Origin of the sequence: Cryobacterium sp. 10C3 (assembly GCF_034314285.1) — a bacterium.
GTDB classification, from domain to species: Bacteria; Actinomycetota; Actinomycetes; order Actinomycetales; family Microbacteriaceae; genus Cryobacterium; species Cryobacterium glucosi.
Genome location: NZ_JAVIWF010000002.1, coordinates 3,368,065 through 3,391,188, shown reverse-complemented (window position 1 = coordinate 3,391,188; position 23,124 = coordinate 3,368,065). Strand labels below are relative to the sequence as shown.

Below are 23,124 nucleotides of genomic sequence, written 5' to 3'. Positions count from 1 at the left end.
CGGCTCAGGACGCGGCCGGCGTGGACGCCGGCTCGCTCGGTGCGGTGGCGGATGCCCCGGGTGCTCCGGTCTCCCCGTGAGCGCCGGCAGTGACCTCGTGCACGAATGCGACGAGGCGGGTGAGCACGGTCGGGTCGGTCAGCGGCGGGACGCCGTGGCCGAGGTTGAGCACGTGGGCAGGAGCGGTGCGCCCGCGCTCGAGCACGTCGAGGACGTGCGCCTCGAGGACGGGCCACGGCGCGGCGAGGAGCGCGGGGTCGAGGTTGCCCTGCAGGGGGACGTTCCCGCCGAGTCGGCGATTGGCCTCGTCGAGCGGCACCCGGTAGTCGACGCCGACGACGTCCGCGCCGACGGCGTGCATCTCGTGGAGAAGTTCGCCGGTGCCGACGCCGAAGTGCACGACGGGGACGTTGCGCCGGATCGGTGCGTCCGCACCGGGCGCGGTCTCGGCATAGCTGAGATCGCGCACGTGGGCGATCGCAGCAGCCGACGCCGGGGCGACGAACCGGCTGTAGTCGGCCAGGGAGAGCGCACCGGCCCAGGAATCGAAGAGCTGTGCAGCGCTCGCTCCTGCGAGCACCTGGGCGCGCAGGAAGCGGCCGGTCACCTCTGCGGTCCAGTCCATCAGGGAGGCCCAGGCCGCAGGGTCGGCGTGCATCAGGGTGCGCGCGTGGATGTGGTCCTTGGACGGGCCGCCCTCGACGAGGTAGGCCGCAAGGGTGAACGGCGCCCCGGCGAACCCGATCAGCGGGGTCCCGCCGAGCTGGGCGACCGTTCGGGCGACGGCCTTCCGGATCGGGTCGAGGGTGGTCTCGAGCACGGCGGGGTCGAGGGAGACGAGCTCGGCGACGTCGCGGGCGGTGCGGACGGCCTTGCCGAGCACCGGCCCCATCCCGGCGACGATCTCGACGTCGACACCGACGAGCTTGAGCGGGATCACGATGTCGCTGAACAGGATTCCCGCGTCCACCTGGTGCCGGAGCACGGGCTGGAGGGTGATCTCACTGGCCATTTCCGGGTCGAGGCACGCATCGAGCATCCGGGTGCCGACCCGCAGCGACCGGTACTCGGGAAGGGAACGCCCGGCCTGGCGCATGAACCACACGGGGGTGGCCTCCGGGCGGGTGCCCTGGTATGCGCGGATGAGGCGGGAATCGGCGGTGAGTCCGGAGGCGAGGGGGTGTTGAGCGTCGAGGTTCATTTGTGTCAATTCTGTCAAACTTTCAGGAGCCAAGCGCTTTCCGCAGATGATCCACGCCCAGATGGACAAAGTAGACTCACCGAGTGCTGATCTGCCTGTCCGCGAACCACAAGAACTCGAGTTTCGATGTACTCGAGAAGCTGTCCGTCGGCGCGCCCGGCACGGCAGGCGGCATCATCGAGCGATACCCGAGCCTGTCCGGAGCGGTCATCGTCGCAACCTGCAACCGCTTCGAGGCCTACCTCGACCTCGACGAACCCGACGGCGCCTCCCCCTCGAGGCCGTACAGGCCGCGATCGCGGGCGTCAGCGCCGGCACCGGCGTCACCGCTGAGGTCCTCCGCGAGACCCTCGACTTCGTGCACGGCAACGGCGTCGCCGAGCACCTGTTCGCGGTGACGAGCGGCCTGGAATCCGTCGTCGTCGGCGAGGGCGAGATCGCAGGCCAGGTGCGCCGCTCCCTCGAGCAGGCCCGCGAGCGCGGCACGACCACCCCCGAACTCGAGCGGCTGTTCCAGCGCGCGTCGCAGACCTCCCGCGGCATCAAGAACCGCACCGGAATCGGCGCGGCCGGGCGGTCACTCGTGCGCCTCGCCCTGCAGCTCGCCGAGACCCGCATCGTGAACTGGGCGAGCACCCGCGTGCTGCTCGTCGGAACCGGCCGTTACGCCGGCGCCGCCCTCGCAGCGCTCCGCGACCTCGGCGTCTCCGACGTGCGGGTCTACTCGCCCACCGGGCGCGCCGTCAAGTTCGCGGGCTCGCATGGCATCACCGCGATCACCGAGTCGGGATTCGCCGTCGAAGCCGATCGTGCCGACCTGATCCTGACCTGCACGACCGTCGAACACCACGTCGTCACGGCCGCACTGCTCCGGGAGGGCGCGGCAGCAACCGCGGATGTCGACGCCGGAGCACAGCCGGTCGCTCCGGCCGGCCGACGGCTCATCATCGACCTCGGCCTGCCGCGCAACGTCGCTCCTGACGTCACCGAGGTCCCGGGAGTCGAGCTGCTCGACCTCGAGACCATCCGCATCCACGCCCCGCTCGAAGAGCTCAATGCGACGAGCGAGGCCCGCCTGCTCGTCGACCGCGCCGCACGCAAGTTCTCTGCGGTCGCGGAAGAGCAGAGCCTCACCCCAGCGGTCGTCGCGTTGCGCAGCCACGTCTTCGACCTGCTCGATTCAGAGATCGAACGGGCGCGCGCGCACGGCGACGATACCGAACAGACCGAGCGGGCGTTGCGGCATCTCGCGAGCGTCCTGCTGCACACGCCGATGGTGCGCTCACGCGAACTCGCGAGGGCCGGTGAGCAGGCCGCGTTCACCGGCGGCCTCGACGCCCTCTTCGGCATCCGGGTCGAGTCCGGCGCCGGCTCCGTGGCCGAGTCCGCTCCGCCCCTGGATCCGTTCCCCGGATCGGCGCACCGGGCCTCCTGAGCGCTCGCGCGCGGCGTCTCGGCGTCTCTTCGGCGAGCGCGGGAGCTGCGCCGCTGCGCGGGTGGCGGACCACACGCGCAGCGGCGAAAAGCCCGCGCTCGGGTCAGGCTCCGCGGAGGCGCTCGGCGAGGTAGGCGTCGAGCTTGTCGAGCGGCACCCGCTCCTGCTGCATGGTGTCGCGGTCGCGCACGGTGACGGCCTGGTCTTCGAGAGAGTCGAAGTCGACCGTGATGCAATACGGGGTGCCGATCTCGTCCTGGCGGCGGTAGCGGCGCCCGATCGCGCCGGCGTCGTCGAAGTCGACGTTCCACGACTCGCGCAAGCGGGAAGCGAGGGAGCGCGCCATCGGCGAGAGCGCCTCGTTGCGGGACAGCGGAAGCACGGCGGCCTTGATCGGCGCGAGGCGCGGGTGGAGCTTGAGCACGGTGCGCTTGTCGACGCCGCCCTTCGCGTTCGGCACTTCCTCCTCGTGGTACGCGTCGACGAGGAACGCCATCAGCGAGCGGGTGAGCCCGGCCGCCGGCTCGATCACGTAGGGCACCCAGCGCTCGTTCTTGGTCTGGTCGAAGTACGAGAGATCCTTGCCCGATGCCGCAGCGTGCGTCTTGAGGTCGAAGTCCGTGCGGTTCGCCACGCCTTCGAGCTCGCCGAACTCACTCCCGCTGAACCCGAAGCGGTACTCGATGTCGACGGTGCGCTTGGAGTAGTGCGAGAGCTTCTCGGCCGGGTGTTCGAAGAAGCGCAGGTTCTCCGGCTCGATGCCGAGGCCGGTGTACCAGCTCATGCGCTGCTCGAGCCAGTACTCGTGCCAGGTCTCATCTGTGCCGGGCTCGACGAAGAATTCCATCTCCATCTGCTCGAACTCGCGGGTGCGGAAGATGAAGTTGCCCGGTGTGATCTCGTTGCGGAAGCTCTTGCCGATCTGGCCGATGCCGAACGGGGGCTTCATCCTGGCAGCCTGGAGCACGTTGGCGAAGTTCACGAAGATGCCCTGCGCGGTCTCTGGACGCAGGTAGTGCATGCCCGCCTCGTCGTCGACGGGACCGAGATAGGTCTTGAGCAGGCCGGAGAAGGCGCGCGGCTCCGTCCAGATGTGCCGGTTGCCGCAGTTCGGGCAGGGGATGCCGTCGAGGCCGCCCTCTGCGGGGCGCCCCTTCTTCTCCTCGAACTCCTCCTCGAGGTGGTCGGCGCGGAAACGCTTGTGACAGCTCGTGCACTCGACGAGGGGGTCGCTGAAGACCTCGACGTGACCGGATGCCTCCCACACCTTCCTGGGCAGGATCACCGAGGAGTCGAGCCCGACGACGTCGTCGCGGCTCGTGACCATGAAGCGCCACCACTGCTTCTTGATGTTCTCCTTGAGCTCGACGCCGAGGGGCCCGTAGTCCCACGCGGACCGGGATCCGCCGTAGATTTCACCCGCCTGGAAGACGAACCCGCGGTGGCGGGCGAGGGCGATGACGGAATCGAGGCGGGAGGGTGCGGCCACGGTGGCTCCAATGGTCGAGGGTGGATGTGGGGCGTGCCGTGCGGAAAATCCCGGTCAGGCGTACCCATTTTAGGCTCTCGTCCCGGTGCGCCCCTCTGGCTGTTAGCCTTGCTAAGGAATCATCGCGAATTCAGCTTTTTCTCAGCTTGGATTCGGCACGGTCGTGAACCGCACCTCAGCACCATCTGCACCACCCTCAAAGGAGAGATCATGGGCACCAGGCCCCGCACGCCGCACGACGCTTTCACGGGGGCCGGTCCGCTCGATCGCGATCCGTCCCTGCTCCCTGTCGCACTCGACCAGACCGAGCACGACGCCCAGGAGCGACGCTGGACCCCGGCCAAGATCGCACTCTGGGCCGGCATCTCCCTCCTCGGCGGACTGAGCTGGGTCATGCTCGCGGTTGTCCGCGGCGAGACCGTGAACGCCATCTGGTTCGTCTTCGCCGCGGTGTGCACCTACCTGATCGGCTACCGCTTCTACTCGAACTACATCCAGAAGCACCTGCTGAAGCCCGATGACCGCAGGGCGACCCCCGCAGAGTACAAGGCGGACGGCAAGGACTTCGCGGCGACGGACCGCCGGGTGCTGTTCGGCCACCACTTCGCCGCGATCGCCGGGGCAGGCCCGCTCGTCGGCCCGGTGCTCGCCGCGCAGGATGGGCTACCTGCCCGGCACGCTCTGGCTGATCGCCGGCGTCGTGTCTCGCCGGTGCGGTGCAGGATCTACATCGTGCTGTTCTACTCGATGCGCCGAGGCGGACGTTCGCTCGGCCAGATGGCCCGCGACGAGCTCGGCAAGATCGGCGGCACCGCCGCCCTGATCGCCACGATGGCGATCATGGTCATCATCGTCGCGATCCTCGCCCTCGTCGTGGTCAACGCCCTCGCGGCGAGCCCCTGGGGCGTCTTCTCGGTCGGCATGACCATCCCGATCGCGCTCTTCATGGGCTGCTACCTGCGCTTCTTCCGCCCGGGCAAGGTCAGCGAGGTGTCGATCATCGGGTTCGTGCTGCTCCTGGCCGCCATCATCGGCGGCGGCGCCATCTCGAACACGGCGTGGGGAGCATCGTTCTTCCACGTCGACCCGGTCCCGCTCGCGATCGGCATCATCATCTACGGCTTCGTCGCAGCGATCCTCCCGGTCTGGCTGCTGCTCGCCCCGCGCGACTACCTCTCGACCTTCATGAAGATCGGAACGATCGGGATGCTCGCGATCGCGATCATCATCGTGCGCCCGGAGATCACGGTCCCGGCATTCAGCGAGTTCGTCGCCAACGGCGGACCGGTCGTGAGCGGGTCGCTCTTCCCGTTCCTCTTCGTCACGATCGCCTGCGGCGCCCTTTCCGGCTTCCACGCCCTGATCGCCTCCGGCACGACCCCGAAGCTCATCGAGAAGGAACGCCAGACCCGCTTCATCGGTTATGGCGGCATGCTCATGGAGAGCTTCGTCGCGATCATGGCCCTCGTCGCCGCCGTCTCGATCGACCGCGGCATCTACTTCGCGATGAACTCCTCGGCGGCCCTCACCGGGGGCACCGTAGAAGGCGCTGTCGCGTTCGTGAACAGCCTCGGGCTCACCGGGGTCAACCTCACCCCCGACATGCTCACCCAGACGGCGAAGGACGTCGGAGAGGCCACGATCGTCTCCCGCTCCGGCGGCGCCCCGACGCTCTCGGTCGGGCTCGCGCACATCATGCAGCAGGTCGCAGGAGGCTCAGGCATGATGGCGTTCTGGTACCACTTCGCGATTCTGTTCGAGGCGCTGTTCATCCTCACCGCCGTGGATGCGGGGACCCGCGTCGCGCGCTTCATGCTCCAGGACAGCCTCGGCAACTTCTTCCCGAAGTTCAAGAACACCTCCTGGCGCACGGGGGCCTGGCTCACCACGGGCATCATGGTTCTCCTCTGGGGCGCCGTGCTGATCATGGGCGTCACGGACCCGCTCGGCGGCATCAACACCCTGTTCCCGCTCTTCGGGATCGCGAACCAGCTGCTCGCCGCAATCGCACTCGCGGTGTGCATGGCGATCGTCGCGAAGCAGGGCAAATTCAAGTACATCTGGATCGTCGCCGTGCCCCTCGCGTTCGCCGCGATCATCACGATCTACGCCTCGATGCTGAAGATCTTCTCAACCGTCCCCGCGGTCGGTTACTTCGCCCAGAACAAGGCATTCTCCGACGCCCTCGCGGCGGGGAAGACCTCGTTCGGAACGGCGCCGAGCGTCGCGGCCATGGAGGCCGTGGTACGGAACACGATGGTGCAGGGTCTCCTGTCGATCCTCTTCGTCACCCTCGCGATCATCGTGATCGTCTCCTCGGTCGTTGCGACCTGGAAGTCCTGGAAGAGCCGCGATTTCGGCACCAACGAGGACCCTGCGCTCCCGTCGCAGATGTTCGCGCCCTCCGGCTTCCTGCCGACCCCGGCCGAAAAGGAGCTGCAGGGCCGCTGGGAAGCCCAGGCTGCCGCCGAGAAGAACGCCAGGACGGCGCGGAACGCCGGCGCGGGCACCCCTGGCCGGTGACGGTCCGGTGATGACAGCAGGGGCACGCCGGGGGCAGCGGATGCCCTCGGCAGGCGGGACCTCGCTCGCTGCGCTCCTCGGCGGCATCCGCCGGGCAGCGCGGAGCGTGGCCTGGTACGTCAAAGGGGTGATGGGAGAGGACGCCTGGGACAAGTACCGGGCGCACCACGAGGCCGCGCACGGGACCGCGGACCCTGCTCACCCCACCGAGCGGATGATGACCGAGCGCGAGTTCTGGCGGGACCAGACCGACCGCCAGGACGCCAACCCGCAGGGCCGCTGCTGCTGACCCACTCCTGAGGCTCGCGAAAGCGGGTGAGCCGTCGTCATGACTGGGGCAAACCGACGGCTCACCCGCTTTCGCGAGCCTGGAATCAGCCGCTCGCACCGAATGTCCAGCTTGTCTTCCTAACGTCGGCAATGACAGAGTGGCAGGGCTCGCGTCGGCTTCAGGAGAGGGTGGTCGGATGGGCAACGGGTTCACCCCGCGGCGCCGCTGGATCGCCGCAGGCGCCGCCGGCCTGGTGCTGCTCGTCGCCACCGTCGTCCTCACGGTCAGCGTCGCGACGGGACTCGCGCAGCCGGACCAGGCCGTCCCCGCGCTGTCTCTCCCCGACAGGCCGGCACCGCCCGCGCCGGGGGTGGATGACTCGTCCCCCTCCCCGCGACCTGGCGGCCACCGGCCGACCTGCCCGCCCAGGGCACCATCGGCAGCGTCCGGATCCCGGCGACCGCTTCGGGTTTCAGCGCGCGCGACGCCGAGGTCTACCTCCCGCCGGCCGCGCTCGTCCCGGACGCCCCAGCCCTGCCGTTCGTGCTGATGATGATGGGACAGCCGGGCGACCCGGACGCCGGCCCGATCGCATCCGTGCTCGACGCCTTCGCCGCCGCCCACAACGGCCTCGCCCCGATCGTGCTCGTCGCCGACCAGCTGGGCGACCCGGACGTCGACTCACTGTGCCTCGACACGGCGGAATACGGCCGGGTCGAGACGTACCTCGAGGAGGACGTTCTCACCTGGGCGCGCGGCAACCTCAACATCGAGGCCGGCCGCGAATCATGGACCGTCGCCGGGTTCTCGAACGGCGGCCAGTGCGCCTTGTCGCTCGCGCTCCGGTACCCGGAGGTCTGGGGCAGCCTCATCGACGCCTCCGGCACGGTGTATGCGGGACTCGAGACGGAGCCGGAGGTCCTGGCTGACGTGTTCGGGGGTGACCAGGCTGCCTACGACGCGACAAAACCGGCCACGCTGCTGGGCAGGAGCCGCTACCCTGACACCACGGCCGTGTTCACGGTCGGCTCGGAGGACTCGGTGATGGAACCGGGGCTGAAGGATCTGAGCGGAACGGCCAGGGCTGCGGGGGTGGCGGTGACGTACTACGAGGTGCCCGGCGAGGGCCACTCCTTCGAGGCGCTGGGCGGTGGACTCACCGAGGCGTTCGGCGTGCTCGCCAGCCGACTCGGGCTCGGCTAGGCGTGGACGCCCTCCAGGCGCTCCTGCGCACGGATATCCTGCACGGCCCCGTCATCGTCGGCGCGTACACCCTGTCCGGCGCGGCCGTGGTCTTCCTGCTCGCCCGACGACCGACCCCGCGCTGGCTCATGACCGTCGCGGTCGCGGTCGCCTCCGGAGGCGTTGTCGCGGTGCTCCTCTGGTTCTTCCTGGTGCGGGTCTTCAACGTGTTCGGGATGGGCCTCGTGCCCGTGGCGTACGCGTGGCTCGGCGCGGCCTGCGCCGCCGTCGGGATCGCACTCGTGAACCTGTGGAAGACGCGGCCGGCACGCCGGAGCCTCGCCGCCGCATCGGTGCTGCTCTTCGTCGCGACGGGGGCGCTCGGGATCAATGCGGGCTATGGCCTTGACCGCACCCTCGGCGCGCTTCTCGGGGTGAACGTGCTGCCGCCGATCGCACTGAATCCGGCAGCGCCACGCTCGACCCCGGTCGCAGGCACCGGCTCCCACCCTGGCTCGAGAGCCGACCCCAACCCTGACCGGACGGGCCGCGCCCTCTGGCAGACGTGGAATCCACCCGCCGACATCCCCGCCGCGGGAAACACCGGGAGCCAGGTGATCCCGAACACCGTCTCCGGATTCCGCTCCCGGCCGGCCGGAATCTACCTGCCCCCTGCGGCGCTCGTCCCGGACGCGCCGGCATTGCCGCTCGTGATCATGCTGCTGGGCCAGCCCGGCAACCCCGACCCGGAATACGTCGCGGCGAGCCTCGACCGTGCGGCCTCCCAGCACGGGGGTCTCGCGCCGATCGTCGTCGTCGCCGACCAGCTGGGCGATCCCTCCGTCGACCCGCTGTGCCTCGACACCGCGAGGTACGGAAACGCGGAGACCTTCCTCACCAGGGACGTCGTCGGCTGGGCTGCCGCGAACCTCAACGTGACGCACGACCACCGGTACTGGACGATCGCCGGGTTCTCCAATGGCGGCCAGTGCGCGATCTCCCTCGCGGCCAAGCATCCCGACATCTGGTCGAACGTGATCGACATCTCCGGCGAGTCATTCCCCGGCTCCGAGATCCAGGACCAGACCCTGAACGACGTGTTCGGCGGCAGCCAGGCGGCCTATGACGCGCAGAAGCCGGTGAACCTTCTCGCCGGGCACCGCTACCCGGGGACATTCGCGATCTTCACTGCCGGCGCAGCTGACCCGGGCGTCGCCGCCGGGCAACGGATGCTCGTCGACGCAGCCCAGGCCGCGGGAATGACCGCGTCATACGCCGAGATCCCCGGCGTCGGGCACGAAGTGGGGGCGCTGAACGGAGGCCTCGACGCCGGCTTCGCCGCGCTCTACCCGCGCCTCGGCCTCGCTCCGCCCTCCTGACCCCTCCCCCGACCCGGGCGGCGCGGGACGCGGGTATGGTCGTCGCATGACTGAACGGGACGCGGGCGGTGACCAGGTACCGCGCATCCACCCTGAGTCGGTCGAGGAGTGGCGGACCTGGCTCGTGGAGAACCACGCGGTGTCGACCGCGGTCTGGCTCGTCTTCTGGCGGAAGGCCGCCGGCCGGCCGATCCTCGCCTACGAGGACGCCGTTCTCGAGGCGCTCTCCGTCGGCTGGATCGACAGCAAACCGGCCCGGCTGGACGAGCACCGGACGATGCTCTACTTCTCACCGCGGAAGCGCGGCAGCGCCTGGGCGAGGCCGAACAAGCTGCGCATCGAACTGCCCAGGCGCGAGGGGCGGATGCTGCCGGCCGGGGAGGCCGTCGTCGCGGCCGCAGAGGCGGACGGTTCCTGGACCCGGCTCGACGAGGTCGAGAACCTCACGGTTCCCGCGGACCTCGGCGCAGCTCTCGACGGGATCGGGGTGCCCGCGCGCAGTGGGACGCGTTCCCGCCCTCGGCTCGCCGCGGCATCCTCGAATGGATCGTGCAGGCGAAGACTCCGGCGACCCGCCAAAAACGTATCGATGAGACGGCTGTGCTCGCCGGCCGGGGCGAACGGGCCAACCAGTGGAAGCCGAAACCCCCGGCCGACCCCGCACCGGCGCCCGACTGAGCGCGGCCCCGTCCGCGCCCCCGCGCCGCGCTGCCTGCCGACGCGGGCGGATCAGACGGGCTGCCGCTCCTGGGCGCGGACGGCGCCGCGGCCGACGAGGAGCATGCCGCAGAAGCCGATCACGAGGGCGACGAGCACGCCGAGGTTCGCGAACGCCCAGTCGCCCGTCCGGCCGCCGAGGCCGAGGGGATCGAGCAGGTACCCCTGCCAGGCGAGCCAGTCCGCGAAGCCGTTGGTGACGAGGCCCCAGCCCACGACGGACCCGAGCACGAGGAGTGCGAGCGCGCCGACCCGCACGCTCCCGTAGCGCCCGCGCGGGTCGAGGAGGCCCGCGGCGTCGTAGCCGGAGCGGCGGAGCGCGAAATCGGCGAGGAAGATGCCGCACCAGGCCGCGACGGGCACGCCGAGGGTGATCAGGAAGCCCTGGAACGGACCGAGGAAGCTCCCGGCGAAGAACACGACGTAGATCGCGCCGAGCACCATGATCACCCCGTCGATCCCGGCGGCCGCGAAGCGCGGCACCCGAAGCCCCGCCGCGAGGAGCGCCAGCCCGGAGGAGTAGATGTCGAGGACGGCGCCGCCGATCAGGCCGAGAACCGCGACGAGGGCGAACGGAACCAGGAACCAGACCGGCAGGATCGTCGTGAGCGCCCCGATCGGGTCGACGGCGATGGCGGCGCTGAGGTCGCTCGATGACCCGGCGAGCAGGAGCCCGAAGAGGAGCAGCACGACGGGGGCGAGCGAGGCGCCCGCCGTCGTCCAGCCGACGACGCCGCGGCTCGAGGCCGAGCGGGGAAGGTACCGGGAATAGTCGGCGGCGGCCTGCACCCAGCCGAGGCCGAAGCCCGTCATCATGAAGACGAGCGCGCCGATCACGTGGGGGGTGTCCCCGGCGGGGATCGCCGCGATGGCCGGGAAGTCGATGTGATCGACGACGAGGAACACGTAGACGACAGTGAGCAGGCCCGTGACGATCGTGATCCATTTCTGCAGCCGCATGATCAGGTCGAAGCCGAAGACGCCACCGAGCACGATCAGGCCGGCCACGACGACGAGGGCCACCACCTGGGTGAGCGCCCCGCCGTCCCAGCCGAGCTCGGTGAAGACCGTCGCCGTCGCGAGCACGGCGAGCGAGGCGAGCACGGTCTCCCAGCCGACGGTGAGCAGCCACGACAACGCGGACGGCACCCGGTTGCCGTCGACTCCGAAGACCGCCCTGCTCAGGGTCATCGTCGGCGCGTGGCCGCGCTTGCCCGCGAGCGCCACGAACCCGCAGAGCGCGAAGGAGAGCACGATCCCGACGAGGCCGACGATCGTCGCCTGCCAGAAGGAGATGCCGAAACCGAGCAGGAACGAGCCGTAGCTGATGCCGAGCACCGAGACGTTCGCCGCGAACCACGGCCAGAACAACTCGCTCGGGCGGCCGCGGTGCTCCGTGCGGTCGACGGCGTTGATGCCATTGAGCTCCACCTCGAAGACCGGGCGGATGCCGGGACTCGCCCCCGACAGGCCGGTGTCCGTTTCGGTGTGCTTCCGGTCGTTGGCGGACATCCGCTGCCCCTCTCGTCGGCGGGTCTCTTGGGGTGTTCAGGCGGTTCGGGTGGTCAGGAACTCAGGAACTCAGGAACTCAGGTTCAGTGCACGTACTCGAGCAGGTCGAGGCCGACGGCCCGCATCCCGTCGAGGACAGCGAGGCGCAGGGGCAGGCGGGTGTCGGCGAAGGACATCGAGACGGCATAGGCGACGCCGGCCCGCGGGCCGCGGAGCACGCCGGCCTCGCTCCGGACGCCGGGTCCCGTTCCGGTCTTGTTGACGAGGAGCAGCCCGTGGTCGCCGCCGCGGTGCGCGAAGGGATCGAGCCCGAAGGCGCTCGCGACGAGGGAGAGGTCTGCGCCGAGGGACAGCCAGCCGATCACGCGTTCGCTCGTCGCGGCATCCACGACCTCCCCGCGGGCGAGGGACATGAAGAGTCCCGTGAGTTCCTGGGCGCTGCCGACGGAGAGCTGGGGTGCGTGATCGGGGCCGCGTTCGTCGCGGACGAGGTCGAGCAGAGCGGTGTGGGAGATGCCGAGCTGTTCGGTGCGCGCCTGGACGGCCGCGAGGCCGACCGCGCGCAGCAGCACGTTCGCTGCGAGGTTGTCGCCGAGACCCCCGACCAGGGCCGCGAGGTCAGCGACGGGAAGCGACGGGGCCTGCAGGTGCTGCCAGACGCCTGACCCTCCGACGGAGTCCGCCGGGGTGCGGTCGAGGATGGTGAGGGCGCCGAATTCGGCGTTCGGGAGCCGGGCGGCGACCTCGATGAGGAGGAGGACGGTTCCGATCCCCGCTGTCGGCATCACGACGTGGTCGTCAACGGAGAAGAGGACCTTGCCGGTCGCGAGGTCGGTGGCGCGGGCCGAGACCTGCACGCCGTCGACGGCGAGGGTGCCGAGGGCCTGGAACCCGCGGCCGAAGTTCGCCATCGACTCCGAAACGCCGTGCCGCGCCCTGCTCGGGGCACCGCGACGCGACCGTCGCTCCGATTCCCGCGCTGGCGTGGACACTTTTTCGGGTCCCTCCGTGTTCCGGCTCCGATTTCCGGCTCCGTGTTCCCCTCAGCACCATAGCCCAGACACCCGACATACGCCGGGGCCGGACGCCGGCGGGGCTACCAGATGGTGACGCGTTTGTCCGGGTCAAGCCAGAGTTCGTCGCCTGCCGCAACGCCGAAGGCCGCGTAGAACTCGTCGATGTTCCGCACGATCTGGTTGCAGCGGAACTCATTCGGCGAGTGCGGGTCGATCGAGATCAGGCGGATGGCCTCCTCGTCGCGCATCTTCAGCTGCCAGGCCTGGGCCCAGGACAGGAAGAAGCGCTGGGCGCCGGTGAGACCGTCGATCACGGGCGGCTCTGCGCCGTCGAGCGAGATCAGGTAGGCCTTCCAGGCGATCGAGAGGCCGCCGAGGTCGCCGATGTTCTCGCCGATCGTGAGCGCGCCGTTCACGTGATGCTCGGGGATCTGCTTCGGCGCCAGGGCGTTGAACTGCTCGATGAGCGAGCTCGTGCGCTCTTCGAAGGCCGCACGGTCGTCAGCGGTCCACCAGTCGGTCAGGAGCCCGTCGCCGTCGTACTTCGAACCCTGGTCGTCGAAGCCGTGCCCGATTTCGTGCCCGATGACGGCACCGATGGCGCCGTAATTCGCCGCGGCATCCCGCTCGTCTGAGAAGAACGGGAACTGCAGGATGGCCGCTGGGAAGACGATCTCGTTGAAGCCGGGGTTGTAATAGGCGTTGATTGTCTGCGGGGTCATGAACCACTCGTCGCGGTCGAGGGGCTTGCCGATCTTGCCCAGTTCGCGCTGGAACTCGAACTCGTTCGCGGCACGCACGTTCTTGATCAGGTCGCCCGCCTCCATCCACAGGGTCGAGTAGTCGCGCCATTTGTCGGGGTAGCCGATCTTGGGCGTGAACTTCTCGAGCTTGTCCTGGGCACGCGCCCGCGTCTCCGGGGTCATCCAGTCAAGCTCGGCGACGCTCTGGCGGTATGCCTCGACGAGGTGGCCGACGAGCACGTCCATGCTCGCCTTCGCGCTCGGCTTGAAGTGCCGTTCGACGTAGATCCGGCCGACGGCCTCGCCGAGGATCCCTCGACGAGGGAGACGCCGCGCTTCCAGCGGTCCCGCAGCTGAGGTGTCCCGGTGAGGGTGCGGCCATAGAAGTCGAAGCTCGCCTCGACGAAGTCGTCGGAGAGGTACGAGGCGCTCGAGCGGATGATCTGCCAGCGCAGCCAGTCCTTCCATCCGACGATCCCGTCCTCGGTCAGCATCTCGGCCAGGCCGGTCACGAAGCTCGGCTGGCGGACGACGATCTCCTCGAGGGCTCCCGCCGGGGCATCGAGGCCCGCGAGCCAGAGGTGCAGGTCCGCTCCGGCGGCGAGGGCCGTGACCTGGCCCCAGGTCTTGAGGTTGTAGGTCTTCTCGCTGTCGCGGGAGCGCACGTTGTCCCAGTGGTGCCCGGCGAGTTCGGTTTCGAGGTCGAAGACGCGCTGCGCCCTGGCAGCGGCGTCGTCGACGCCGGCGAGGCCGAACATCCGCTCGAGGAAGGAGCGGTACGCCTCGCGGACGGCCGCGAACTTCTCCTCGCGATAGTAGGACTCGTCCGGCAGGCCGAGCCCGCCCTGCTCCAGGAAGACGAGGTAGCGCTCGGGGTTGCCCGGGTCATTGTCGACATAGAGCTGGAAAGCGCCTGCGACGCCGGCGCGCTCGAGGCGGCCGAGGGTGCCGAGCAGGGAGGCGACGGAGTCGATCCGGTCGACGGTCGCGAGGTCGGCCGCGAGCGGCGTTGCGCCGAGCGCATTCACCCGCGCCTCGTCCATGAAACTCGAGTAGAGGTCGCCGAACTTGCGGGCTTCTGTTCCGGGTTCAGCGGTCTGCGCCTCGAGGATGATCTCCCGCACGGCCTTCTCTGACTCCTCGGCGAGGAGGTAGAACGATCCCCAGCGGGCCTTGTCCGCCGGAATCTCGGTGCGGTCGATCCATTTCCCGTTCACGTGGCGGAAGAGATCGTCCTGTGGGCGGATGCCCGGGTCGAGTTCGTCGCGGTCGATTCCGGATGCGGTCCCCAGCTCAGTCATGCGTCCATGCTATTCGCTGTGCCCGGGAATTCGAGCCGGGGTGCGACGCCGGGCGAGGCCGGACGGCGCCGGACCGTGCGGTGTCGGCGAGCGACGCTAGAGTCGGGAGCATCGCCATCTTCCGCCAGCGGCCCATCGACCGTGAGATCCTGCGCCTCGCCCTCCCTGCGTTCGGCGCCCTCGTCGCCGAACCCTTGTTCCTGCTCGCCGACTCGGCGATGGTCGGGCATCTCGGCGCGGTCGACCTGGCCGGACTCGGCCTCGCGAGCGCGGTGTTGCAGACCATCGTCGGGCTGATGGTGTTCCTCGCGTACAGCACGACCCCTGCCGTCGCCCGCTGGCTCGGTGCGGGCGACCGCGGCAGGGCCGTGTCCGTCGGGATCGACGGCCTCTGGCTCGCGCTCGGCCTCGGTCTGGTGCTCGCGCTGCTCGGCGCGGCGCTGAGCCCGCAGCTCGTGGGAGCGTTCGGCGCGGAGCCTGCCGTGGCCGCGGCATCCGCCCGGTACCTCACCGTGTCGATGCTGGGACTTCCGGCGATGCTGCTCGTGTTCGCGGCGACAGGACTCCTCCGCGGACTGCAGGACACCCGCACGCCGCTCTGGGTGGCGGGGCTCGGCTTCACGGCCAACATCGTGCTCAACCTGTGGTTCATCTATGGTCTCGGGCTCGGCCTGGTCGGCTCGGCGCTCGGCACGGTCGTCGCGCAGTGGGCGATGGTCGCGGTGTATCTCGTCGTGGTCGTTCGGCATGCCCGGCGTGAGGGTGCCCGGCTGCGGCCGCACCGCGGCGGGATGCTGCGGGGGCGTCGAGCGGCGGCTGGCTGTTCCTGCGCACGGTGAGCCTGCGTGCGGCGATGCTGCTCGCGGTGTTCGTCGCCACGAGCCTCGGCTCGCCCCAGCTCGCGGCGTTCCAGATCGCGATGACCCTGTTCGCGGCGATGGCGTTCGCCCTCGACGCGCTCGCGATCGCCGCCCAGGCCCTCGTCGGGCGCGGCCTCGGGGCCGGCGATCTCCCCGGGGTGCGCGCGGTGCCGCGGCGCTGCCTCGAGTGGGGTGTGCTCGGGGGTGCCGCCATCGGCGCCCTCCTCGTCGTGACGAGTCCCCTGCTCGGCGGGCTGTTCACGATGGCGGCAGAGGTGAGCGCGCTCCTCCCCTGACACTCGTGGTCCTCGGCCTGTCCGGGCCGCTCTGCGGCCTCGTCTTCGTGCTCGACGGCGTGCTGATCGGCGCGGGCGATGCCCGCTACCTCGCCGTGACAGGGCTGGTGAACCTGCTGGTCTTCGTGCCGCTGGCCTGGGCGGTGCTCGCCTGGGCACCGCAGGGCGCCGTCGGACTCGCCTGGCTCATGGTGGCGTTCGCCTTCGGCTACCTCGGCGCACGCGGCCTCACCCTCGGCCTGCGCGCCCGCGCCGCGCGCTGGATGGTCGTCGGCGCCCGCTGACGCGCCCGCACCGACACCACAGCTCCCGATTCACCCGTCGCGCGCCCTGTGCGCCCCTGCGCGCCAGGCACACCGGGCGCGCACCGGCGCACGTGGCGTGCCAGGCGGCGCCGGAGAGTCCCGGCTAGCGGATGCGGCGGTGCACGGACTGCGGGCGCAGGTAGGCGTGCAGGCCCTCGCGTCCGAACTCGGCGCCGAGGCCGGAATCGTGCCGCCCGGCGAAGGGCGCGTTGTGGTTGGAGGCGAAGAAGCCGAGGCCGACGGAACCGGTGTCCATCCGGGCGGCCGCATCGAACGCGGCGTCGGCATCCGCTGAGAACACCGTGCCGCCGAGGCCGAACGCGGTGTTGTTCGCGATGCCGATCGCCTCGTCGAGCGTGTCGTAGCGCAGGATCGACAGGACCGGCCCGAAGATCTCCTCGCGCGCGATCCGCATCCCCGGCGTCACGTCGGCGAACACGGTCGGCTTCACGAAGAAGCCGCGGTCGAAGCCGCTCGGCACGTCACCGCCCGTGGTCGCCCTGGCGCCCTCTGCGATGCCGGAGCGGATGTACCCGCGCACCGTGTCGCGCTGCGCCCGTGTCGCGGCGGGTCCGAAGACGGTGTCCGGGTCCATCGGGTCGCCCTGCCGCGCGGCCTGGATCGTCGCCGTGACCATGTCGACGAGTTCGTCGTAGCGCCCGGCCGGCGCGAGGATACGCGTGGAGATGTAACAGGTCTGCCCGGTGTTGCGCATGCAGCTGCGGATCAGCACCTGCTGCATCGCCGTGAGGTCGACGTCCGGCAGAACGAGCGCGGACGACTTGCCGCCGAGCTCGAGGGTGACCGGCCTCAGCAGCTCGCCGCACGCCGCGGCGATTCTTCGGCCGACCGGGGTCGAGCCGGTGAAGGCGACTTTGTCGACTCCGGGGTGCCGCACGAGGGCGTCGCCGACGGCGCTGTCCCCCGTGACGATGTTCACGACGCCCGCGGGGAGGCCTGCCGCTGCCGCGGCATCCGCGAGGAAGCGGATCGAGAGCGGCGTCGGCGATGCCGGCTTGATCACGACGGTGCACCCGGCCATGAGCGCGGGCGCGAGCTTCGCCACGACGAGGTTGATCGGGAAGTTCCACGGCGCGATGAGCGCGCAGACGCCGACCGGGTCCTGCCGCACGACGGTTTCGGCGGATCCGTCGGGGAACGGGCGCACGTCTGCGGTCTCCAGGTACCCGGCCAGTCCGGCGAAGTAACGGAAGATCGCTGCGGCATTCGAGGCCGCGCGCCCGGTCTCGGCGACCGGGGAGCCGTTCTCCCACGTGTTGGTGTGCGAGATCGCCGCCGCCCGCTTCTCGATCTCGCCGGCCAGGCGTTCCAGGTACCCGGCGCGCACCGAGGGGGCCAGCCCGCGCCACCCGTCAGCGCCGGCGCCGGCACGCGCGAACGCGCGGCGGGCGGCCGCGACGGCGAGGTCGACGTCGGCGGCGGATGCCACCGGCACACTGCCCCACTCCGCTTCCGTCGCGGGGTTGGTCACCGTGGTCCGACCGGTTCCGCTCGCCGCACGCCAGGCGCCGTCGATGAAGAGGTCGTCGGTGTGCCGATAGGGCAGCGTGGCCGGGAACCTCGTGGGCTGGACGGGCTGGACGGCCGCAGCCGTGGCCGCCGCTGTCGGTGCCGCGTCGATCGACTGCCCCGTCATCAGAGCACCGCGATCTTCAGCAGCGCCTCTGCCCTGTCGAGTTCGATCGTCGCCATCTCGAGGCCGGCAGCGGTGATGAGCTCCGGCAGGATCTCGGCCCGCAGGCGCCGGCAGTAGAACGACGGCGTCTGGCCGAACCAGCTCGAGGCGAGGGCGATGCCGGCCGGGGTGAAGCGCCAGAGCCGGTCAGCGTCGCGCACGAGCGAGTCCTCGATCGAGTACGACTCGACGCGGGTGTCATGGCCGTCGATGATGTCGGTGACCCGGGTGATGAAGGCCTCGTCGTAGCCGAGGCCCGGCAGCACCTCCCTGGCGATCATGCAGCCCTTGAGCTCGTGCTCGTAGCGGATCTGGGCCTGGCGCCAGTTCGCGCCGAAGCCCTCCGAGATGATCTTGGTCTCGTCCACCCTGGCCCAGCCGCTGTCGTGCAGCAGGATGGCCACCCGCACGACGAGGGCGTCGGCCTCCGGGTAGGCCTCGCAGAGCCGCTCGGCGAAAGCGAAGGAGATCGGCACGTGGATGTCGTTGCTGCGCGTGCGCATCTCGGTCTCGACGGCGCGCCAGAGCGGGTCGAGGTCGCTCGGGCCGTCCGCGGCGACGGCGATGGGCGAGGTGTCGATGGACTGGTCGGTCTGCAGTGTCATGGCGTTCTCACTTCGAGGTTGGGGCGCCGGAGCGCGGAGGCTGGGGCTAAGCGGCCGGACTGCCGGCGGGAACGGGGACTGCAGGAGGAGCGAGATCAACGGCGGCCGGCGCAGGCACCGCACGCCCGGCATCCGCCGTCTCGACGGCCGCGAAGAGTTTCTTGAGCGGAACGGTGGTGTCGGTCGCAACATCCGCCGGCACAGAGAGGCCCTTGTGGAGGGCGTTCTTCACGGCCATGAAGTCGAGCGGGCTGTTGATGCAGTCAGCGGCGATGAGCCGGCCACCCCGGTAGTAGAGCACCGAGAACTTCTCGGAGCCCGGCTCGCCGCGCAGAACGACCCGGTCGTGCCCGCCGCTCAGCCCGGCGATCTGCAGTTTGAGGTCGGCCTGGTCCGACCAGAACCACGGCACCGTGCGGTGCTCTGCCGGGAGTCCGAGCAGGGTGGCCGCGGCCACCTTGGCCTGCTCGACCGCGTTCTGCACGCTTTCGAGGCGGATGCGGCCGACACCGAAGTCCCCGATCGACGGGTTCGGCATGTTCGCGCAGTCCCCGGCGGCCACGGTGAGTCCGTCGGAGGCGAGGGCCCTTGCGTCCACCACGATCCCGTTGTCGACCTCGAGGCCCAGCTGCACGGCGAGCTCGGTGCGCGGGACGACCCCGACGCCGATCAGCACGACATCCGCCGCCACGATCTCGCCTGAGCCGTCGCCGTCACGCGGACCGAGCTCGACGCCGGTGACCCGGTCGTGCTCGCCGACGAACCGCACGACCTGCGCGTTCAGCACCACGCGGATGCCGCGGCGCCGGTGCGCCTGCAGGTAGAACTCGCTGGTCTGCTCGGAGACCGCCCTCCCGACGAGGCGGGGAGCCGCCTCGAGCACAGTGACGTTCTTACCGGCGGCCCTGGCCCCCGCTGCGACCTCGAGGCCGATGAAGCCGCCGCCGACGACCACGACGTTCCGCGCCTCACGCAGTTGCTGCTCGAGCACGGTCGCCTCCGTCGCGGTCCGCAGGTAGCTGACGCCCTCGAGCTCGGAGCCCTCGAACGGGATCGTGCGCGGTGCGGCTCCGGTGGTGAGAGCGAGCCGGGCGAATGCGAAGGTGCGCCCGGACTCCGCCGTCGCGACGCCGCCGTCCGCGTTCCGGACGATGCGGAAGATCCGCTCCCGCGGCACGAGGTCGATGGAATGCTCGCGGTAGAAATCGTGGGTGCGGAAGGCCAGGGAGTCAGCGGTCGCCTCGCCCTTGAGGAACGCCTTGGAGAGCGGCGGCCGCTGGTACGGGGCGTGCGGCTCCTCGCCGACGAGGGTGATCGGGTCGGTGTCGCCGAGTTCGCGCAGTGTCGAGGCGAGTTGCACCCCGGCCTGGCAGTTGCCGATGATGAGGGTGCCCAGCCGGGGTGCTGCGGTCGTGTCGCCCATGCCGGTCACACCTGCGTTTCGGGGGTCTGCACGTGCACGGACACGTCGTCGGTCAGTTTCAGCTGGCAGGAGAGCCGGGAATTGTCCTCCCGGTCGACGGCCGTTCCGTCGAGCATGTTGTCCTCGAGGTCGAGCTTCGGCGGGAACAGCCCCGCGCTCTCTGCGCACAGGAAGACGTGGCAGGTGGCGCAGGACAGGCTGCCGCCGCACTCGGCGACGATCCCGGGAACGCCGTTGCGCACCGCGGTCTCCATCACGGAATCGCCCGCGAATCCGGTGACGATGGTCTCTGTGCCGTCGAAGGCGACGTAGCTCACGGTTGGCATTTCTCGGTCTCCTGGTTCGGTTCTCTGGGTTACGGGTGGGTCAGAGGAACTGCCGGCCGCCGTCGACCACGAGGGTCTGGCCGGTGATGTAGTCGCTGCCGGGTGCGGCGAGGAACAGGGCCGCCCCGACGATGTCCTCCGGTTCGCAGGCCCGCTTGAGCGAGCCGCGGTCGACGCCGTAGCTCTCGGCGCCCGCGATGAGCCCGTAGCTGGCCTCGGTCAGGGTGAAGCCGGGAGCGATCGCGTTGACGGTCACGTTGCGGTCACCGAGTTCCTTGGCGAGCACCCGGGTCAGCGCGATGACGCCGCCCTTCGAGGCCACGTAGTGGGCCCACTGGGCCGATCCGCTCATCACCGTGGCGGAGGAGAGGTTGATCACCTTTCCGCCGTCCGGCAGGTAGGGCGTGCAGGCCCGGGTGACGAGCCACGGCCCCTTGAGGTTGACGGCCATCACCCGGTCCCACTCGTCGGGGTCGAGGTCGGTGAAGGGGGCACGGGTCACGGTCGCGTAGATCGCGGCGTTGTTGATGACGACGTCGATCACGCCGGCCTGGGCCGGGGGCACCGTACCGGGGGCGGATGCGCCGGGCCGGGCCTCGGGGACCCAGCCGGCGGCATCCGCGGCCAGCCGGGTGACCGAGGCGAGGTCGGTGACGTCGACCGGGAGGGCGAGGGCGGTTCCGCCGGCCTCTTCCACGAGAGCGACGGTCTCCCGCGCGCCCTCGAGGTTGACGTCGGCGACGACCACCCGGTCGCCCTGGGCCGCGAAGCCCAGGGCGAAGGCACGGCCCAGGCCGCCGGCGGCGCCGGTGATCAGCACCGTCCTCTGCGAGACCCCGGCCGCGCCGCGCTCAGGCATGGCTGCTCTCGGCGAGGACGGCGTCGAGCTGGGCGGCCGCGGCAGGGGCCAGGACGAGGTCGTGCTCGTGGGCCAGGCCGGCAACGTCCTGCTCGGCGCCGTGATCTTCGACGATCGTCACGGTCCCGTTGTTGCCGTCGACCCGCAGCCACTGTCCCGTCCTGATCTGGGCGGAAGCGGTTCCGGTTCCGGTGACCGCCGGCATCCCGTACTCACGGCAGACGATGGCCGCGTGGCTCATCATGCCGCCGATGTCGGTGACGGTCGCGCGGATCTTCCCGAAGATCGGGCCCCACGACGGCGCCGTGACGGGAGCGACCAGGATGTCGCCCTCCTGCACCTCGGAGAGCTGGTCGGAACTGCTGATGACCCGGGCCGGACCCTCCGCGACGCCGCTCGAGGCGGCCATTCCGCGGAACTCGCCCTCCGGCGCGTCGGAGTCGCCGAGCCAGTTCTTGATCTGGTCGCTCGTGATGCCCCAGAGCATCAGGGTGAAGGGCTCGGTGATCACAACGGGCGGCGTGTTGAGCGCCGGCTGCGGGCGCTCCTCGGAGAGCGCGTCGACGATGACCTTGCGCCGGGCGACCTCGGCCGGCCAGTAGTCCGGGCCGATCGCGGGGGCGCCGACGGCCCAGCCGGTGACGTAGTCGAAGAGCGTCTCGCGCACCTCGTCGCGGCGGAGGTAGAACATTCCGTTCGCCTCCGGCCAGAACCCGGCCTCGGAGAGCATCTTCGAGAGCTGGCGGGCCTTCCGCCAGAAAACGCCCATGGTCCAGTGCTCGATGTAGAAGTTGTGGTTCTCCACGTAGGGGTAGACCTGCCGCGCGAGACCGAGCTTGCCCTGGAACGCGGCGAGCTGTTCTGGGCTGAGCAGTTCGGAGTATTCCTCGGTGATGCGGTCGCGCTCGGCGACGAGCTCTGCGACGGGACGGTCGATGCCGACACCGTTCTGCACGCGAACGATGTAGTCGGCGATGTAGCCGAGCGGCAGCTCGAGGTGGTCCATCCAGTACTTGTCGTGGGCGTAGAAGCCGTTGCCGACGGTGAAGTTGAACCAGGGATCCTGTGCCTCGGTCCAGGCCGCGAGCCACTCCGCTCCGCCCGCGGCCGCGCCGATCGCGGCGAGGGTTTCCTCCGGGTTCTCGGTGTTGCCGAAGTGACCGTCGACGCCGAGTTCGACGGCGAGCTTGGCGAGCTTCTTGAGCTCGTCATCCGGTCGGAAGAGCTCCATGTCGACGCCCTGCACCATCTTCGCGACGGCCTGGTCCGGGATGCCGGGGAAGACCTCCTTGCAGAAGCTGAAGAAGTCGAGGTAGGCCACGTAGCCGAGGTTGAGGAACTCGAAGTGGTACTGCCAGGCCCGGTAGGTGAGGGACACGAGCTTGTCGAAGTTGCCGAGGAGCTCGTCGTTCGGGCCGAGACCCTTGCCGCTCGTGACGTCCTCGAGCGGGACCGCGTTCGGCAGCGCCTCGAAGGACAGGGCGTTGAGCTCGTCGATCGTGCCGCGGATCTTGCCCTGCCATTTTTCGAGCAGGCCGTCCCAGTTCTGGAAGTAGTGGCCGGCGCGGGCCATGAACTCGGGAACGCGGGCGGCGATCTCGGTCTCGGGAACACCGACGGGCGACATGAACACGTAGCCGTTGTGGATGCGGAACTCGATGCCGTTGGCCGGCGGGATCAGCAGGTGGCGGGAGTTGTACTGGCCGAGGCAGGAGACGGCGAACTCGAAGCCGATGGTCTCGAAGGGCTTGGTCACCGTCGGCCAGTGCTGGCTGTCGCAGAACCAGAACTTGGCCTCTTCGACCTCACGCCGGTTCTCCTGGAAGACCAGGTTGTAGGCGTAGAGGTCCTTCCAGCCCTCTGCGGCGGCCGCGGGCTTCTGGTCGTACGGGCTGGGGAATGACTTCTCTGTCATGGTTCAACCGTTCTGTGTGGGTAAACGCGGGTGGAGGGGACGAGCGGGGAAGATGAGGCGCAGCGGATGC

General features: G+C 70.0%; 19 protein-coding genes and 2 pseudogenes. 9 read left to right on the top strand and 12 right to left on the bottom strand.

The features are described 5' to 3' along the window. Nucleotides 1–4: 4 nt before the first annotated feature. Nucleotides 5–1,201 (bottom strand): uroporphyrinogen decarboxylase, encoded by a 1,197-nt coding sequence (gene hemE / locus RGU41_RS17045; RefSeq protein ID WP_134560692.1) that lies wholly within the window; start codon nt 1,199–1,201, stop codon nt 5–7. 83 nt (nt 1,202–1,284) lie between these two features. Between hemE and RGU41_RS17040 the strand changes: the two genes are divergently transcribed. Together RGU41_RS17040 and RGU41_RS17035 are read left to right on the top strand one after the other, a co-directional pair. After that, the gene (locus tag RGU41_RS17040) at nt 1,285–1,599 is read left to right on the top strand and encodes a hypothetical protein (protein ID WP_322137384.1); all 315 of its coding nucleotides are present in this window, start codon (nt 1,285–1,287) and stop codon (nt 1,597–1,599) included. Then, nucleotides 1,497–2,636: a glutamyl-tRNA reductase gene (locus tag RGU41_RS17035; protein WP_322137383.1), complete on the top strand. Its 1,140-nt coding sequence runs from the start codon at nt 1,497–1,499 to the stop codon at nt 2,634–2,636. Before RGU41_RS17040 ends, RGU41_RS17035 begins: the two co-directional genes overlap by 103 nt. A gap of 103 nt (nt 2,637–2,739) precedes the next feature. Here the strand turns inward: RGU41_RS17035 and RGU41_RS17030 are convergent, their stop codons facing one another. Continuing rightward, nucleotides 2,740–4,125 carry a glycine--tRNA ligase gene (locus RGU41_RS17030; protein ID WP_322136919.1) on the bottom strand — a complete coding sequence of 462 codons (1,386 nt, stop codon included), beginning with the start codon at nt 4,123–4,125 and terminating at the stop codon, nt 2,740–2,742. 210 nt (nt 4,126–4,335) lie between these two features. On the opposite strand from RGU41_RS17030, the gene RGU41_RS17025 reads away from it, so the two are divergent. The 5 genes from RGU41_RS17025 to RGU41_RS17005 all read left to right on the top strand — a co-directional run bounded on the left by RGU41_RS17025 (nt 4,336) and on the right by RGU41_RS17005 (nt 9,480). Then, the gene (locus RGU41_RS17025; protein ID WP_322136918.1) at nt 4,336–6,648 is read left to right on the top strand and encodes a carbon starvation CstA family protein; all 2,313 of its coding nucleotides are present in this window, start codon (nt 4,336–4,338) and stop codon (nt 6,646–6,648) included. A 10-nt stretch (nt 6,649–6,658) separates the two neighbouring features. Beyond that, nucleotides 6,659–6,937: a YbdD/YjiX family protein gene (locus RGU41_RS17020; protein WP_416172962.1), complete on the top strand. Its 279-nt coding sequence runs from the start codon at nt 6,659–6,661 to the stop codon at nt 6,935–6,937. Between the two features lie 178 nt (nt 6,938–7,115). Next, nucleotides 7,116–7,469 carry a hypothetical protein gene (locus RGU41_RS17015; RefSeq protein ID WP_322136917.1) on the top strand — a complete coding sequence of 118 codons (354 nt, stop codon included), beginning with the start codon at nt 7,116–7,118 and terminating at the stop codon, nt 7,467–7,469. Continuing rightward, nucleotides 7,463–8,122, top strand: coding sequence for an alpha/beta hydrolase (locus RGU41_RS17010; protein ID WP_322136916.1), 660 nt, complete (start codon nt 7,463–7,465; stop codon nt 8,120–8,122). Before RGU41_RS17015 ends, RGU41_RS17010 begins: the two co-directional genes overlap by 7 nt. A gap of 2 nt (nt 8,123–8,124) precedes the next feature. Continuing rightward, a complete protein-coding gene (locus RGU41_RS17005; RefSeq protein ID WP_322136915.1) occupies nt 8,125–9,480 on the top strand; it encodes an alpha/beta hydrolase in 1,356 nt (451 codons plus the stop codon). 282 nt (nt 9,481–9,762) lie between these two features. Here RGU41_RS17005 and RGU41_RS17000 read toward each other — a convergent pair whose 3' ends face one another. Then, nucleotides 9,763–9,927, bottom strand: coding sequence for a hypothetical protein (locus RGU41_RS17000; RefSeq protein WP_322137423.1), 165 nt, complete (start codon nt 9,925–9,927; stop codon nt 9,763–9,765). Between RGU41_RS17000 and RGU41_RS16995 the strand changes: the two genes are divergently transcribed. Next, the gene (locus RGU41_RS16995; RefSeq protein ID WP_322137382.1) at nt 9,895–10,158 is read left to right on the top strand and encodes a YdeI/OmpD-associated family protein; all 264 of its coding nucleotides are present in this window, start codon (nt 9,895–9,897) and stop codon (nt 10,156–10,158) included. The two genes, RGU41_RS17000 and RGU41_RS16995, sit on opposite strands and share 33 nt — an antisense overlap. A 51-nt stretch (nt 10,159–10,209) precedes the next feature. Here RGU41_RS16995 and RGU41_RS16990 read toward each other — a convergent pair whose 3' ends face one another. The 3 genes and pseudogenes from RGU41_RS16990 to RGU41_RS16980 all read right to left on the bottom strand — a co-directional run bounded on the left by RGU41_RS16990 (nt 10,210) and on the right by RGU41_RS16980 (nt 14,769). After that, nucleotides 10,210–11,709: a purine-cytosine permease family protein gene (locus RGU41_RS16990; RefSeq protein WP_322136914.1), complete on the bottom strand. Its 1,500-nt coding sequence runs from the start codon at nt 11,707–11,709 to the stop codon at nt 10,210–10,212. A gap of 83 nt (nt 11,710–11,792) precedes the next feature. Further along, a complete protein-coding gene (locus RGU41_RS16985; RefSeq protein ID WP_134449215.1) occupies nt 11,793–12,701 on the bottom strand; it encodes a serine hydrolase in 909 nt (302 codons plus the stop codon). Between the two features lie 104 nt (nt 12,702–12,805). Continuing rightward, a pseudogene (locus RGU41_RS16980) lies at nt 12,806–14,769 on the bottom strand (M13 family metallopeptidase). A gap of 110 nt (nt 14,770–14,879) precedes the next feature. Between RGU41_RS16980 and RGU41_RS16975 the strand changes: the two are divergent. Beyond that, a pseudogene (locus tag RGU41_RS16975) lies at nt 14,880–16,209 on the top strand (MATE family efflux transporter). Nucleotides 16,210–16,333: 124 nt separating this feature from the next. Here the strand turns inward: RGU41_RS16975 and RGU41_RS16970 are convergent. The 6 genes from RGU41_RS16970 to RGU41_RS16945 are packed head-to-tail and all read right to left on the bottom strand — an operon-like array spanning nt 16,334 to nt 23,054. Beyond that, entirely contained in the window at nt 16,334–17,887 is a 1,554-nt protein-coding gene (locus RGU41_RS16970) for an aldehyde dehydrogenase family protein (RefSeq protein WP_322136913.1), read from the bottom strand. Continuing rightward, the gene (locus tag RGU41_RS16965; protein WP_322136912.1) at nt 17,887–18,531 is read right to left on the bottom strand and encodes an HD domain-containing protein; all 645 of its coding nucleotides are present in this window, start codon (nt 18,529–18,531) and stop codon (nt 17,887–17,889) included. The genes RGU41_RS16970 and RGU41_RS16965 overlap by 1 nt, the downstream gene beginning before the upstream one ends. 46 nt (nt 18,532–18,577) lie before the next feature. Further along, nucleotides 18,578–19,954 carry an NAD(P)/FAD-dependent oxidoreductase gene (locus RGU41_RS16960; RefSeq protein WP_322136911.1) on the bottom strand — a complete coding sequence of 459 codons (1,377 nt, stop codon included), beginning with the start codon at nt 19,952–19,954 and terminating at the stop codon, nt 18,578–18,580. A 5-nt stretch (nt 19,955–19,959) separates the two neighbouring features. Further along, on the bottom strand, nt 19,960–20,280 hold the full coding sequence (locus tag RGU41_RS16955; protein ID WP_322136910.1) for a 2Fe-2S iron-sulfur cluster-binding protein: 321 nt from the start codon (nt 20,278–20,280) through the stop codon (nt 19,960–19,962). Nucleotides 20,281–20,320: 40 nt separating this feature from the next. Beyond that, complete coding sequence (locus tag RGU41_RS16950) at nt 20,321–21,139, bottom strand: SDR family NAD(P)-dependent oxidoreductase (RefSeq protein WP_322136909.1); 819 nt, start codon at nt 21,137–21,139, stop codon at nt 20,321–20,323. Further along, entirely contained in the window at nt 21,132–23,054 is a 1,923-nt protein-coding gene (locus RGU41_RS16945; RefSeq protein ID WP_322136908.1) for a PEP-utilizing enzyme, read from the bottom strand. Before RGU41_RS16945 ends, RGU41_RS16950 begins: the two co-directional genes overlap by 8 nt. Nucleotides 23,055–23,124 lie beyond the last annotated feature (70 nt).